Here is a 14650-nt window from a genome sequence, read left to right as displayed (position 1 = left end):
GCAGCATAACGCCGGGCGCCCGCAACGCAAAGTGGGGGCGCCCGCTACGTTAGTGGAGGGTGTCGGCATCCAGCAGGGTGCCGCGCAGCGAATGGGGCAGGGCGTCGTCGATATGCACGTCGACGAACTGACCGATCAGGCGTGGATTGTCGCAGCGGAAATTGACGATGCGGTTCTGCTCGGTACGGCCCTGGAGCATGCCCGGGTCCTTCTTCGAGTAGTCGCTGACCAGGATGCGCTGCACCGTGCCGACCATGCGCCGGCTGTTCTCGAAGCCGTTCTGGTTGATGCGGTGCTGGAGCAGGGCCAGGCGCTGCTTCTTCACCTCGTCCGGGGTGTCGTCCACCAGATCGGCGGCCGGGGTACCGGGGCGCGAGCTGTAGATGAAGGAGAAGGAGAAGTCGAAACCGACGTCCTCGATCAGCTTCATGGTCTGCTCGAAGTCCTTCTCGGTTTCGCCGGGGAAGCCGACGATGAAGTCCGAGCTGATCAGGATGTCCGGCACGGCAGCGCGCAGCTTGCGGATGCGCGACTTGTATTCCAGTGCGGTGTGGTTGCGCTTCATCGCCGCGAGGATGCGGTCGGAGCCGGACTGCACCGGCAGGTGCAGGTATTTCACCAACTGCGGGATCTCGGCGTGGGCCTGGATGATCGCGTCGGAAAACTCCAGCGGGTGGCTGGTGGTGTAGCGGATACGCTCGACGCCATCGAGCGCAGCCACGGCATGTAGCAGCTCGGCGAAATCGGCGATATGGCCGTCCGGCGCTTCGCCACGGTAGCCATTGACGTTCTGCCCGAGCAGGGTGATTTCCTTCACGCCCTTCTCGGTGAGGGAGGTGATTTCCATCAGCACGTCGACCAGCGGACGGCTGACTTCCTCGCCACGGGTGTAGGGCACCACGCAGAAGGTGCAGTACTTGCTGCAGCCTTCCATCACCGAGACGAAGGCGCTGGGGCCGTCGACGCGCGGTTCGGGCAGGCGGTCGAATTTCTCGATCTCTGGAAAGCTGATGTCGACCTGCGCGGTCTTGGTGGTGCGCGCGGCGTCGATCATCTCCGGCAGACGGTGCAGGGTCTGCGGGCCGAATACCACGTCGACATAGGGCGCGCGGTCGCGGATCGCCGCGCCTTCCTGGCTGGCCACGCAGCCACCGACGCCGATCACCAGATCTGGATTGGCCTGCTTCAGCTCGCGCCAGCGGCCGAGCTGGGAGAACACCTTGTCCTGCGCCTTTTCGCGGATCGAGCAGGTATTGAGCAGGATCACGTCGGCTTCTTCGGGTTTTTCCGTGACCTCCAAGGCCTGATGCTCGCCCAGCAGGTCGACCATGCGCGAGCTGTCGTACTCGTTCATCTGGCAACCGTGGGTTTCGATATAGAGCTTCTTGGTCATGGCACTGTCTGAGGTGGTTAAAAAATGACCGCGCATTATAGGCGTGTGCCCTGGGGGATGCTACCGCTCAGTTCCCGTAGCCCGGATGCAATCCGGCGTCTTGCGCCGTCCATCCGCGGTTCGCATCCGGGCTACGCATGCTCCGCTGTGCTATCCTGCGCGCCCTGTTTTTTTCCTGACTTCGAGTCTTCATGAGCAAGCGCGATCCCATCTACAAGGTGATTTTCCTCAACCAGGGCCAGGTGTACGAGATGTATGCCAAGCAGATCTATCAGAGCGATCTGTGGGGTTTTCTGGAGGTGGAGGAGTTCGTCTTTGGCGAGCGCAGCCAACTGGTGGTCGATCCCAGCGAGGAGAAGCTCAAGGCCCAGTTCGAGGGTGTAGTGCGCAGCTTCGTGCCGATGCACGCGATCATCCGCATCGACGAGGTGGAGCGCCTGGGCACGGCGAAGATCAGCGAGGCCAAGGGCGGCGGCAACGTGATGCCATTCCCCATGCCGATGCCGGACAAGTAAGCGCAGAATCGTAGGGTGTGCCGCGCGCACCAGCTTTTAATGGTGCTTAAGGCAGCGAAGTAGTGTGGGCTTCAGCCCAACAGCGGTATCGCGATGCCACCTGGTGGGCTGAAGCGGAACGCCGCCCGGCCCACCCTGTGGGGTCAGGGCAAGGGCGCGAAAGGTGAACGACCTTCGGCGGTCTGCAGCTCCAGCAGGTAGCTGCGGAAGATCTGTCCCAGCACCTGGCTGGCGATTTCCAGTTCATCGCGACGCATCTGCGCCGACACCAGGTCGGCGCTGTCCATGGCTTCGTCCGAGCCATTGACCGATGCCATCTTCAATACGATGTAGGCCTGCACGTTGTTGGCCGGTACGCCTTCGCCACGGAAGAACATGGTGCCCAGGCGCAGCTGCGCTTCGGCGTGGCCCTGCAGTGAGGCGCGCTCGAACCAGGTCAGGGCCTGCTTTAGATCGCGCGGGGTGCGCTTGCCGTCGTAGTAGTACTCACCCAGCTCATAGGCCGCCTGCGTGTTGCCGGCGCGTGCCATTTCCTGGCAGCTGGCCAGGGCATCGGGCATCTCTTCGGGGGAGGCGTTCAGCGCGCAGCTGCCGCTGGCGGGGATCAATAGCGAATTGCCGCCTGCGAATGCAAACAGCGGGAGGAAAAGCAACAGGCAGCCCAGGGACAGGGTGCGGCCGGTGCGGTTCATCTGGATAACGGGACCTCGGCAGTTCAGGGCGGGTGACGTGCCCGGTCGGCGCAAAACGTGCCGACAGTCGCATTATGGAATAACCGCGGGCTTGTTACAAAGGCTTTACCAGGCTGTCGAAAAACTACCTGCGTTGGCAATACTGCGTTAAAGCCGGCCTCAAAATGCTCATTTACAGCGCGTAAACTGCGCTTTTTCGGCCGTTTTTGCGGGGCCGCCATCGGTATTGTCTTGCCTGCCTCGGCTCGGGCTTCCTGCTTCGCTCTACCTCCTGCATCCATGCAGTCGTCGCCTACGTTTTTCAACAGCCTGTTACCCGGTCTGTCGTTTCGCACTTCCCGGCAGCCTCATCAGCAGCCATGCCAGCAGCGGGTAAGCTGGCGCCAACAGCACGTGGAACAGGTCGATGCGGCGCAGCGGTCCGATCACGCCTTCGGTGCCGACTGCCACACCGGCCAGCAGGAACAGGCCCACCACCACGGCTGCGACTACAGCAGGCGCGCGGCGCGGCCATTGGACTGCGCCGGCATAGAGAATCAGCACCAGCGTGGCCAGGTTCAGCGCCAGGCGGTAGTCCTCCATATAACCAAGCTGGCGGAACAACTCGAAGAAGGCGCACAGGCCGAGCAGGATTCGGCCCCAGTTCGGCCGGCTCCAGGCCCAGCCACGGCCCAGCGCCAGTGCGGCGGCACCGAGTAGCGGCAGGCCGAGAAAGCTGCTGGCCTGCGACAGCCACAGGTGCGCTGGCTGCCAGCTCGGGTCGAAGCCGTAACGAATCACGCCGACGCTGGCCGCCGCAGCCGGCAGCAGAAAACCGAGCAGGGCGCAGAACAGCGCCGGTTGGTCACCTTCGCCATAGCGCCTGCGAGCCCGGCCGATCCATACGACGCAGACGACGCAGGCCAGGGCCAGCAACGCGTCACTGAAGGCCGTGCTGTATTGCATCAGGCTTTTTTCAGCTCGGCGAAGGCGCGCTCGGCGGCAGCGAAGGTGGTTTCCAGCTCTTTTTCACCATGGGCGATGGAGGTGAAGCCCGCTTCGAAGGCGCTCGGTGCCAGGTACACGCCGCCGTCCAGCATCAGATGGAAGAAGCGGTTGAAGCGCGCACTGTCGCTGGCCATCACGTCGGCGAAGGTGACGATGTCGTCGGCGCCGCTGAAATACAGACCGAACATGGCGCCGGCCTGGGTGGTGACGAAGGGAATGCCGGCGGCATCGGCGCGTTGTTGCAGGCCATCGAGCATGCGCGTGGTGTAGTCGGTTAGCTCGGTGTGGAAGCCCGGACGGCTGATCAGCTTCAGCGTGGTCAGGCCAGCGGCCATGGCCAGCGGGTTACCCGACAGGGTGCCGGCCTGGTAGACCGGACCGAGCGGGGCGATGCATTCCATGATCGCGCGCTTGCCGCCGAAGCAGCCTACCGGCATGCCGCCGCCGATGATCTTGCCGAAGGTGGTCAGATCCGGGGTGACGCCGTAGTGCGCTTGCGCACCGCCCAGGGCGACGCGGAAACCGGTCATCACCTCGTCGAAGATCAGCACCACGCCATGCTTGTCGCACTGCTCGCGCAGGCCTTCGAGGAAGCCCGGCGCCGGCGGCACGCAGTTCATGTTGCCGGCCACCGGCTCGACGATGATGCACGCCACTTCCTGACCGACCTGCGCCAGGCACTCGGCCACGGCGTCGATGTCGTTGAACGGCAGGGTCAGGGTGTGCTTGGCGAAGGCCGCCGGCACGCCCGCGGAGTTCGGCACGCCCTGGGTCAGGGCGCCGGAGCCGGCCTTGACCAGCAGGCTGTCGGAGTGACCGTGGTAGCAGCCCTCGAACTTGATGATGCTGTCGCGGCCGGTGAAACCACGGGCCAGGCGGATGGCGCTCATGGTCGCCTCGGTGCCCGAGCTGACCATGCGCACCATCTCCATCGACGGCACCAGACCGCACACCAGCTCGGCCATTTCGGTTTCCAGCGCGGTCGGCGCACCGTAGGACAGGCCGTGTTCCAACTGACGACGCACCGAGTCGAGCACTTCAGGGTGGCTGTGGCCGAGGATCATCGGGCCCCAGGAACCGACGTAGTCGACGTAGCGCTTGTCGTCTTCGTCCACGACATAGGCGCCTTCGGCGTGCTTGAAGAACAGCGGCGTGCCGCCGACGCTGCGGAAGGCGCGCACCGGCGAGTTGACGCCACCAGGGATGTGTTTCTGGGCGTTGGCGAAGAGAATTTCGGAACGGGACATGGCAGGTCTCTCTGGAAACGAATCAGTCGAACAGCGCGGCAAAGGCGCGGGCGCGGTCTTCCACCTCGGTGGCGGAGTCCGTGGCAAACAGGGCGTGGATCACGGCAACCATGCTGGCGCCCCGGGCGATCAGGCCGGGGGCGTTTTCCAGGGTCACGCCGCCGATGGCGACGATGGGCTGGGCAAAGCGCGCGCGTGCCTGATCCAGCAGCTCCACGGTGGCAGCCGGAGCGCCGGGTTTGGTGTTGGAATTGAAGAAGCGGCCGAAGGCGATGTAGCTGGCGCCTTCGGCGACCGCGCGTTCGGCCAGTTCCAGCTGGGCGTGGCAGGTACCGCCGATCACGACTTCTGCGCCGAGGCAGGCGCGAGCGGCGGCCAGCGAGCCGTCGCTCTGGCCCAGGTGCAGGCCGACGCCCAGGCGCGCGGCCAGCTCCAGGTCATCGTTGATGATCAGCGTGGCGCCATGGCGCTGGCACAGTTCGGCCAGTGCCTGGGCTTCATCGAGGCGACGCATGGCATCACCCGACTTGTCGCGGTACTGCAGCAGGCGCGCGCCACCGATCAGCGCCGCTTCGGCATAGGGCAGCAGCTTGCCGCCGGCCAGCAGCGGGGTGTCGGTGATGGCGTAGAGACCGCGAAGATTCATGCCCCGAAGTCCAAAGGCAGGCGGCGCGGCACGTGTTGGCCATGGCCGGGTTGTTCGGCGTCGCGCAGGGTGCGCCAGGTATAGTCCAGGGCACTTTTCACGGCGCTGACCAGTTCCTCGCCCAGGGCCAGGCGACCGGCCAGGGTGCTGGCCAGGGTGCAGCCGGAGCCGTGGTAGCTGCCGGGCAGGCGCGCGCAGGTGAAGGTGTGGCGGCTGCCGTCACGGCAGTACAGGCGGTTGTGCACTTCGGCTTCGTCGCCGTGGCCGCCGGTGATCAGCAGGTGTTCTATAAAAGGCAGCAGCTTCTCGGCGCACTCGTCGGCGCTGCCTTGCGGCAGTTCGGCGAGGATGCGCGCTTCCGGCAGGTTCGGCGTGGCGATGGTGGAGACGGCGAACAGGCGCTCGCGCATGGCATAGCCGACGTCGTCCTTGCCCAGCGAGCCGCCGCCGCCAGCGCGCAGCACCGGATCGCAGACCAGTGGCACGCCCGGCAGCTGGCTCATCACCTCGAGCACGGTGTCGACCATGTCCACCGAGCCGAGCATGCCCAGCTTGACGGCGGCCACGGGCATGTCGGCGATGACCGCGCGGGCCTGGGCCAGCACCCAGTCGCGGTCGAGCACGCGGAAGTCGGAGACGTTGACGGTGTCCTGCACGGTCAGCGCGGTCACCGTCGGTGCGGCGTGGCAGCCTTGGGCCAGCAGGGCTTCGATATCGGCCTGCAGACCAGCACCACCACTGGGGTCGTGACCGGACATGCATAGCACTACGGGGCGGAAGTTTGGCGTTTTCATGGTGCGCGAGCTTATCACTAACAAGCCTCAAGTCGCTGCACGCCATGCCGGTCGTTAGCCTTTCTGATTCTCGTGCGTATTAGCGTTATCTGGTCTGGAAATGGCATCATGCGCGGCCCTGCCGCCTTGCCCGACTGCCTCCGATGACGCTGCGTACCTGCCTGATCATGATGACCGCCCTGGCGGTGATCACCGACAACCTGATCATTCCCTTCTATCCGCAGTACTTCGCCGAGCGCTTCGACAATCCGCCGGAGCAGCACGTCGGCCTGTATCTGGCGGTGGTCAGCTTGGTGGTGATGGCGGTGTTCCCGCTCTGGGCGCGTCTGGCCAAGCGCGTGCACCCGGTGCGCATCCTGATCAGCGCGCAGCTGATGGCCGGCAGCCTGACCGCCGCCTGCTATTTCATCGACTCGCTGCCGCTGTTCTGGGTGGTGTCGTTGCTGATGGTGGTGTTCAAGGGCAGCTACCTGCTGATGTACCCCTACGTGATGAGCCTGCAGCAGCAGGACAACCACACCCAGACCATCGGCACGCTGTCGGTGGTGGTGCATTTCGGCGCCATTCTCGGCGCCGCGCTGGGCGGCCTGATTTTGCAGATCATGAACATTGGCGATGTGTTTCTGGTGATGGCCGCCGGCGATTTCATCCAGATGGCCATCTGCATGCATCTGGTGCGTGGCTATCTGCCGGCACCAGGCGAGCAGCCAGCGAGCGACGAGGCGCCGGTGAAGAACGAGTCGCGCAGCCTGCCAGCGATCTATCGCCTGTGCCTGGTGATGCTGCTGTTCTACTTCGTCGGTTACGTCACGCGGCCGTTCTTTGCTGTGTACTGGCAGCAGGTGGCGCACTGGAACAGCGAGATGGCGGCCGGCTTCGTCTATGCCCTGCCCGGCGCGGTGGCCGTGGTGGCGCTGTGGTGGGGGCGCCGCGCGACCAAGCAGGGCAATACCCGTGACGGCATTCTTGCCGGTCTGCTGCTGGGCGCGGCGGCCACCTTCATTCAGGGCTTTGGTGATCAGTGGCTGATCCTGCTCGGCCGTGTGCTGTTCGGCTGGGCGCTGTATCAGGTCACCGTGCGTCTCGACGCACTGCTGTTCGAGCTCAGCTCGCCGGAGCACTACGCGGTGGACTTCAGCAAGATCAATATCTTCCAGTGCCTGGGCAACATGGGCTCGGCCTACGGCGCGGGCCTACTGGTCAGCCATTACGGCCAGGCCATGCCGTTCTGGGTCGGTGCTGCCGGCCTGCTGGCGACGGCTGCACTATTCCCATTGCTGGTGCGTAAACCGCGCACGGCCTGAGTCTTGAGTGGCGAATGATAATTTGATGCAGATGCGTTTCGGTGATTAAATTCGCCCTCCGCACTGCCGCCGTCGTCCGGGTTCGCCGCGATGCAAGACCTCCACCACCTGCTCGATGTCATTTCCCGCAGCCTGCCCGGGCTGCAAGGGCGGATCGGGCATGCCGGGGCTGACCTGCTGGTGTGCGGCAGCGAGGGCAACGACCGGCGTATCGCCGCGCTCTACCAGCACTGGCAGCAGGCTCATCCCGAGGCCGGGCCGCATTACTGGACGGTGCGCAGCTGGACCTACCTGGTCTGGCAGCCCATCTACCTGACCTTGCTCGGCGTACACCTGGCGCAGCGCGTGCCCTGTCTGGCGAGCCTGGGGCAGGCGGTGCAGGGCGGCGTGGTGTCGGGTTTCTGTCTGCCCGAGCATTGCCCGCAGCAGGCTACGGACGATCAGCTGATCGGCCTGGCTGCCAGCCAGCTTGAGCAACTGCTGCGCCGCCAGCACGCCGAGTTCTGCCAGGTACAAAGCATTCACGGCAAGCTGGCCCAGCGCCTCGCTGCCGACTACGTGCTGGCCGCCTTGTTGCTGGTACAGCGCCAACTGACTCTGGATAACCAGCAACTTCGCGCGCTGGCGGTACGCTGGCTGGACGCGTTGGGCCTGCGCGGCGCCAGTGAGCTGCTGGAAGTGCGCCTGGACGATGGCCGCGGCTGCCTGACTCTGGAGCGCAAGGCCTGCTGTCAGCATTTTCGGCGTTGCGACGGCGAGCTGTGCAGCACCTGCCCGAAGCTGCGGCGTGACGAGCGCCTGCTGCGTCTGCGCGAGGAGCTGGCCCTGGCATGTTGACGTTGCGTGATATCGAAGTACGCCGCGGCGAGCGGGTGACGCTGGCGCTGGACGAACTGCACCTCGAAGGTGATCGCTTCACCGTGATCCTCGGCCACAACGGCTCGGGCAAGTCGACCCTGATGAACCTGCTGGCGCGGCAGCTGCAGCCGACCCGAGGCTCGCTGCAACTGGACGGGCGTACCCTGGCCGATTTTTCCGCCCGTGACTTCGCCCGCCGTGTGGCTTTTCTGCCGCAACACCTGCCCGATGTCGTTGGCCTGACCGTTCGCGAACTGGTGCGTCTGGGGCGCTTCCCCTGGCGCGGGCTGCTCGGCCGCTGGCGCGCCGAGGACCATGCCGCCGTCGATCTGGCGCTGGCCCAGACCGATGTCGCCCATTACGCCGATCACCTGGCCGACAGTCTGTCCGGCGGCGAGCGCCAACGCGCCTGGATCGCCATGCTGCTGGCCCAGCAATCGCCGCTGCTGCTGCTCGACGAGCCAACCTCGGCGCTGGACCTGGCGCATCAGTACGAGTTGATGGGCATGCTGCGCCAGCTCAATCGCGACAGCGGGCGCGGTATCGTTGCCATCCTCCACGACATCAACCTCACGGCGCGGCATGCCGACCGGGTGATTGCCCTCAAGCAGGGGCGGATCTTCTTCGACGGCAGCCCGGACGAGTTGCTCAGCGGGCCGTTGCTCAGCCAGCTCTACGACATCGATATCGAACTGATCGAGCAGCCCGGCAGCGCCCGCAAGATTGCCGTGGTGGCCTGAGCATGGCGGCAGTTTCGGCGCCGTCACGCCACCTTCTGACGTTGCTCGCGCTGCTGCCCCTGGCACTCCTGCACCTGTGGCTGGCGGCCGATCTTGATCCGTTCGAACTGTGGGCGATGCTGGCTTCTGCCGAACACAGCTTCGAGTTTCTACAGCTGCAACTGTCGGCTCTACCCAGGCTGAGCATGGCGCTGCTCACGGGCGCTGCGCTGGGACTGTCCGGCAGCCTGCTACAGCAGATCACGCAGAATCGCCTGGTGTCGCCCATGACCATCGGCGCCTCGTCCGGGGCCTGGCTCGGGCTGGTGCTGGCCACCTTGCTGGTGCCGACCTTCGCGGCCAGCAACGGACAATGGGCGGCCCTGCTCGGCGCACTGGCGGCGGTCGGTCTGGTGCTGCTGATTGCCGGGCGCAGCGGTATTGGCGGGCTGCCGCTGGTGCTGGGCGGCATGGCCATGAACCTGTTGCTCGGCGCATTGGCTGCCGGCCTGGTGCTGATCAACAACCAGTACACCCAGGGGTTGTTCGTCTGGGGTGCGGGTGATCTGGCGCAGATCGACTGGCACTGGGTGCAGTGGTTGTGGCCCAAGCTGCTATTGGCCTTGCCACTGCTGGTGCTGGCACCACGACCGTTGAGCCTGTTGCAGCTCGGTAGTGATGCCGCTCAGGCCCGTGGCCTGGCGCTGTGGCCGGTGATGCTGGTGCTGTTCCTGGCGGCGCTTTGGCTATGTTCGGTGTCGATCACGGCGGTCGGCCTGATCGGTTTCATCGGCCTGCTCACACCGAATCTGGCGAAGATGCTTGGTGCCCGCACGGCGCGTGATGAACTGTTCTACAGCGCGTTGCTCGGTGCCTTGCTGCTGCTCGGCACCGACGCCCTGGCGCTGTTGGCCAATCGTGTCAGCGGCCAACTGGTACCCAGTGGCGCGGCGGCGGCGTTGATCGGTGCGCCAGTGTTGTTGTGGCTGGCGCGCCGCCACCTGGCTGCGGAAGACCCGCGTGGCCTGCAGTTGCCGCGCGGCGCCGAGCGTTTCGGCTGGCGCAGTGCGCTGTGGGTGGCACTTCTCGCCGTACTGGCGCTGACCGTGGCGCTCGGGCTGGCGCGTGGTGTCGATGGCTGGCACCTGCAGTGGCCGTCGGCGCTGGTCTGGTCGCTGCGCTGGCCGCGTGTGCTCACTGCCGCCGCGGCCGGTGCCGGCCTGGCGATTTCCGGTCTGCTGCTGCAGCGCCTATTGCGTAACCCGCTGGCCAGCCCGGATATTCTCGGTCTATCCGCGGGTGCCACGCTGGCGGTTATGCTGGCGCTGATCGTCTTCGGTGGCGCGATGTTCGGAGCGGTCGCGCCGCTGGCTGCCTTCGTCGGCAGCCTGGCGGTGTTGGCGGTGTTGATGCTGCTGGGCCGGCGTCATCACTACTCACCAGCATTGATGGCGCTGCTGGGTATTTCCCTCGGCGCGCTGCTCAACGCCGCCTTGCAGTTCGTGCTGGCCAAGGGCAGCGGTGACTCGTTCGCGTTGCTCGGCTGGCTGGCCGGCTCCACCTACCGCGCCACACCGGCACAGGCATTGTGGCTGGCGGTCGGCGTGCTGCTGTTCGGCGCGCTGGCATTGCTGTTCCAGCGTGCGCTGACGCTGATCGGCATCGGAGACGGGGTGGCCGCCAGCCGTGGCCTGAACGTGCCGCGCTTGCGTCTGGCACTGCTGGTGCTGGTGGCGCTGCTCTGTGCGCTGGTTACCAGCCTGCTAGGTCCAGTGGCGTTTCTGGGGCTTTTGGCCCCGCATATCGCGGTGATGCTTGGCGCGCGCCGGGTGCTGCCGCAGTTGCTGTTGGCGGCCTCGTTGGGCGCGGTGCTGATGCTGCTGGCCGATTGGGCCGGTCGCACCCTGATCTTCCCGTTGCAGATTCCGGTGGGCATTGTCGCCTCGGTGTTGTGTGGCAGCTATTTCGTCTACCTGCTCATCCGTGGGAGGCTGGCGTGAAGCATTGCTTGCTCTGCTTTCTGCTGCTGTGGCTGACGCCTGCCTGGAGCAGCGCTGAGCCACGGGTGGCCGCGCTGAGCTGGGAGGCCACCGAGCATTTGCTGATGCTCGATGTGACACCGTTGACCGTCGCCGATGCCGGTGACTACCGCGCCTGGGTGGTGCGGCCGACGCTGCCCGCAGACGTGCCTTCGGCCGGCTCGCGCCTGGAGCCCAACCTCGAATTGCTGGCCGAGTTGCAGCCTGAGTTGATCGTCATCCCTCCTTTGCTGGAAGACATCCGCCCGTTGCTAGAGCGTATTGCGCCGGTTCAGGTGTACCAAGGTTTCAGCCAGCAGCACGACAATCTGCAGGTGCAGCGCGAGGCGTTTCTCGACCTGGCGCGTGCGCTCGGCCGCGAGGCATTGGCCAGGCAACGCCTGCAGGCGATGGACGCCGAGCTGGCGCAATGGCGCGAGCGGCTGCGGGCTCATTACGGGGAGCGCCTGCCGGCCGTCACGGTGATACGTCTCTCGTCGCCGACGGCCGCCTTCATCAACGGTCCCAACTCCATGCCGCAACATGCGCTGGCGCTGCTCGGCCTTCAGCCTGCGATGGACCTGGCGGCGAGCCCCTGGGGCATCACTCAGGTACCGATCACCGCGCTCGGTCGCATCGAAGAGGGCGTCGTGCTGCATATCGAACCCTTTGCCCAGGAAGCGCAGTTGTTCGCCTCACCATTGTGGCAGGCGATGCCTTTCGTGCGTGAGCAGCGCTTCGCCGCGATGCCCTCGACCTGGACCTATGGCGGCGTGTTTTCCCTGCAGTATCTGGCCGGGGCCATAGGTGAAGCGCTGCTTAAACTACCGTCTGAATCTGGAAAAGCGCCCCAACAGTCCCTAGAGTAGAGCGATTCGAATATAAGTCTGCCGTGCGTGACGGCGCCATCTGATGGGCTAATGGGGGCCTGGGCGTTGTCCGACAGGGTTTTGGAGTCGTATGTACCGGCTGCTCCTGCTCATCGTGAGCCTCGTTTTTTCCTCGCTCGTGGGCGCCGTTACCTTCGACGAACATATGCGCACTCTGCCTCTGGGGCAGAGCATGTACGTGTTCGAGGACGTGCGCGGCGATGCCAGCATCGACGACATCGCCTCGCCCGCCGTGCAAGGCAGTTTCCGTCTGCATGACAAACCCGTGCTCAACGCCGGCTATTCACGCTCGGTATTCTGGCTGCGGCTGGACCTGCACTATCTGCCGCGCGAGGCGCAGGGTGACCGCAACTGGTTGCTGGAGCTGGCTTATCCGCCGCTCGATCACCTTGAACTCTACCTCCCCGACGAGGCCGGCGGCTTCGCACTGGCTCAGCGTACAGGCGATTCGTTGCCTTTCGACACCCGCCAGATCCGCCAGCACAATTACCTGTTCGAGCTGAACCTCGAGCCGAACCAGACCAAGCGCATCTATCTACGTCTGGAAAGCCAGGGTTCGATCCAGGCGCCGCTGACCCTGTGGGCGCCCAACGCCTATCTGGAAGAGCAGCCCGCGCGTATCTACGTGCTTGGCATCATCTACGGCGTGCTGCTGGTGATGCTGGTGTACAACCTGTTCATCTTCCTCAGCGTGCGTGACACCAGCTACCTCTATTACATTCTTTATATCGCCTCGTTCGGCCTGTATCAGGTCTCGGTCAACGGTGCCGGCATCGAGTATTTCTGGCCCAACAACCCCTGGTGGGCCAATGCCGCGACTCCATTTCTGATCGGCTCGGCCGCCTTGTTCGGCTGCCAGTTCGCCCGCAGCTTCCTGCACACTGGCGAACACAGTCCCTGGGTCGATCGCCTGTTGCTGCTGCTGATGGCCTGCGGCGCCGGGGTGATGATCCTGGCACTGAGCGTCAGTTATGCCACGGCATTGCGTCTGGCCACCTACCTGGCCCTGTTGTTCACCGTGGTGATCTTCGCTGCCGGAGTGCTTGCCTGGTTGCGCGGTATGCGCGTGGCGCGTTACTTCATCTTCGCCTGGACCGCCTTTCTCATCGGCGGCATCGTCAACACGCTGATGGTGCTGGGCTACCTGCCCAACGTCTTTCTCACCATGTACGCCAGTCAGATCGGCTCGGCGCTGGAAGTGGGCCTGCTGTCGTTGGCGCTGGCCGACCGCATCAACGCGATGAAGGAAGAGCGCACGCGCATCCTCCAGGAGGCCGGACGCAAGCTCGAAACGCTGAACCAGGAACTGGCCGACAGCAACCGTTTCAAGGATGAATTCCTCGCCACCGTGACCCATGAGCTGCGTACGCCGATGAACGGGGTGATCGGCTCGCTGGAGCTGATGCAGACGGTGAAGATGGACATCGAACTGGAGCAGTACCAGAAGACCGCTGCAGCGTCCGCGCGCGACATGATGCGCATGGTCAACGACATCCTCGCGCTCACCGAATTGCAGGCCGGCAAGCTCTATCCGCGGCGCGAGACGTTCAGCCTGCGCGGGCTGTTCGATGGTCTGCGTGCCCAGTATGCGGCGCGCGCCGAAGACAAGGGGCTGACGTTCGCCCTGGAGCTGGACGACAACCTGCCCGACACCCTGGAAGGGGACGCGGCCAAGCTGGCGCAGGCGCTGGGCTATCTGCTGGACAACGCCATCAAGTTCACCAGCCAGGGCGGCGTGACCTTGCAGGTCGGCCGCGCCGGCAGCGTGGGCAGCAACCTGCCGTTGAGTGTGGTGGTCAGCGATACGGGGATCGGTTTCGCGCCCGGCGACGGCGACCTTTACCAGCGCTTCCATCAACTCGATGGCTCGATGACACGCAAGTACGGCGGCCTGGGCATCGGCCTGGCGATCTGCCGGCAACTGGTCGACCTGCTTGGTGGCGTGCTCAGTCACGAGTCGCAGCCGGGGCAGGGCAGTCGGTTTCGCCTCGATGTGCCGCTGACCCTGCCGCTGCAACCGCAGGCCAGCGATGTTCGCCCGGCACGGCCGCAGGGCGGCGCGCTGCAGCGTCAGGCGCAGCAATGCACGGTACTGATCGTCGAGGACAATGCTATCAACCAACTGGTCACTCGCGGCATGCTGCTCAAGCTCGGCTACCGCGTGCGCACTGCCGACAACGGCGCCGAGGCCCTCGAGTTGCTGCGCAGCGAGACGGTGGATGCGGTGCTCCTCGACTGCCAGATGCCGGTGATGGACGGGTTTGCCACCTGTCGCGCACTGCGCGCCCTGCCGGGCTGCGCCGAGTTGCCGGTGCTGGCGATCACTGCGCACAGTCACAGTGGCGACCGCGAGCGCTGCCTGGCTGCGGGCATGAGCGACTACCTGGCGAAACCGGTGAAATTCGACGAGTTACGCGTACTGCTGCATGACTGGGTGCTGTGCCGCCCGGCAGCGGTCTCTGGTGGCGCCGCGCCGGTCTGACTCTTCTTCGCAGGGCGTAATCAAGTCGCTCCGCCCTGTAGGCTCCTGCACGTGCGGCTTTGTACGAGCTACCTGTTTCCCGATTCGGCGGCAGATTTGGCCGGA

The 14650-nt window shown here is 65.1% G+C and carries 13 protein-coding genes; 7 read left to right on the top strand and 6 right to left on the bottom strand.

Annotation, left to right across the window (positions count from 1 at the left end; genetic code table 11):
• Positions 1–49: 49 nt before the first annotated feature.
• Positions 50–1393, bottom strand: a complete 1344-nt coding sequence (miaB, locus tag JWV26_RS05950; protein ID WP_074916563.1) for a tRNA (N6-isopentenyl adenosine(37)-C2)-methylthiotransferase MiaB — start codon at positions 1391–1393, stop codon at positions 50–52.
• A 191-nt stretch (positions 1394–1584) separates the two neighbouring features.
• Between miaB and JWV26_RS05945 the strand changes: the two genes are divergently transcribed.
• Positions 1585–1908: a DUF1820 family protein gene (locus JWV26_RS05945; RefSeq protein WP_013717157.1), complete on the top strand. Its 324-nt coding sequence runs from the start codon at positions 1585–1587 to the stop codon at positions 1906–1908.
• Positions 1909–2051: 143 nt separating this feature from the next.
• Here JWV26_RS05945 and JWV26_RS05940 read toward each other — a convergent pair whose 3' ends face one another.
• The 5 genes from JWV26_RS05940 to JWV26_RS05920 all read right to left on the bottom strand — a co-directional run bounded on the left by JWV26_RS05940 (position 2052) and on the right by JWV26_RS05920 (position 6274).
• On the bottom strand, positions 2052–2600 hold the full coding sequence (locus tag JWV26_RS05940; RefSeq protein WP_074916562.1) for a tetratricopeptide repeat protein: 549 nt from the start codon (positions 2598–2600) through the stop codon (positions 2052–2054).
• A 312-nt stretch (positions 2601–2912) separates the two neighbouring features.
• Complete coding sequence (locus JWV26_RS05935) at positions 2913–3545, bottom strand: DUF6962 family protein (protein WP_206418605.1); 633 nt, start codon at positions 3543–3545, stop codon at positions 2913–2915.
• Positions 3545–4834 (bottom strand): glutamate-1-semialdehyde 2,1-aminomutase, encoded by a 1290-nt coding sequence (hemL, locus tag JWV26_RS05930; RefSeq protein ID WP_206418604.1) that lies wholly within the window; start codon positions 4832–4834, stop codon positions 3545–3547. Before hemL ends, JWV26_RS05935 begins: the two co-directional genes overlap by 1 nt.
• A gap of 22 nt (positions 4835–4856) precedes the next feature.
• Entirely contained in the window at positions 4857–5480 is a 624-nt protein-coding gene (thiE, locus tag JWV26_RS05925) for a thiamine phosphate synthase (RefSeq protein ID WP_196460571.1), read from the bottom strand.
• Entirely contained in the window at positions 5477–6274 is a 798-nt protein-coding gene (locus tag JWV26_RS05920) for a hydroxymethylpyrimidine/phosphomethylpyrimidine kinase (protein ID WP_196460569.1), read from the bottom strand. The genes thiE and JWV26_RS05920 overlap by 4 nt, the downstream gene beginning before the upstream one ends.
• Positions 6275–6417: 143 nt before the next feature.
• Here JWV26_RS05920 and JWV26_RS05915 point away from each other — a divergent pair, with 143 nt between their 5' ends.
• The 6 genes from JWV26_RS05915 to JWV26_RS05890 all read left to right on the top strand — a co-directional run bounded on the left by JWV26_RS05915 (position 6418) and on the right by JWV26_RS05890 (position 14545).
• Positions 6418–7578, top strand: coding sequence for an MFS transporter (locus JWV26_RS05915; RefSeq protein ID WP_074916544.1), 1161 nt, complete (start codon positions 6418–6420; stop codon positions 7576–7578).
• A gap of 90 nt (positions 7579–7668) precedes the next feature.
• Positions 7669–8415 (top strand): siderophore ferric iron reductase, encoded by a 747-nt coding sequence (locus tag JWV26_RS05910; RefSeq protein WP_196460567.1) that lies wholly within the window; start codon positions 7669–7671, stop codon positions 8413–8415.
• A complete protein-coding gene (locus tag JWV26_RS05905) occupies positions 8409–9176 on the top strand; it encodes an ABC transporter ATP-binding protein (RefSeq protein WP_206418603.1) in 768 nt (255 codons plus the stop codon). Before JWV26_RS05910 ends, JWV26_RS05905 begins: the two co-directional genes overlap by 7 nt.
• 2 nt (positions 9177–9178) lie before the next feature.
• Entirely contained in the window at positions 9179–11155 is a 1977-nt protein-coding gene (gene fhuB / locus JWV26_RS05900) for a Fe(3+)-hydroxamate ABC transporter permease FhuB (protein WP_196460563.1), read from the top strand.
• A complete protein-coding gene (locus tag JWV26_RS05895; RefSeq protein WP_196460561.1) occupies positions 11152–12042 on the top strand; it encodes an ABC transporter substrate-binding protein in 891 nt (296 codons plus the stop codon). The genes fhuB and JWV26_RS05895 overlap by 4 nt, the downstream gene beginning before the upstream one ends.
• A gap of 91 nt (positions 12043–12133) precedes the next feature.
• Positions 12134–14545, top strand: coding sequence for a hybrid sensor histidine kinase/response regulator (locus tag JWV26_RS05890; RefSeq protein ID WP_206418602.1), 2412 nt, complete (start codon positions 12134–12136; stop codon positions 14543–14545).
• The last annotated feature ends 105 nt before the right edge of the window (positions 14546–14650 follow it).

It is taken from the genome of Ectopseudomonas toyotomiensis, from assembly GCF_017167985.1.
Lineage (GTDB): Bacteria > Pseudomonadota > Gammaproteobacteria > Pseudomonadales > Pseudomonadaceae > Aquipseudomonas > Aquipseudomonas toyotomiensis.
This window is presented reverse-complemented; position numbering and strand designations above follow the sequence as displayed.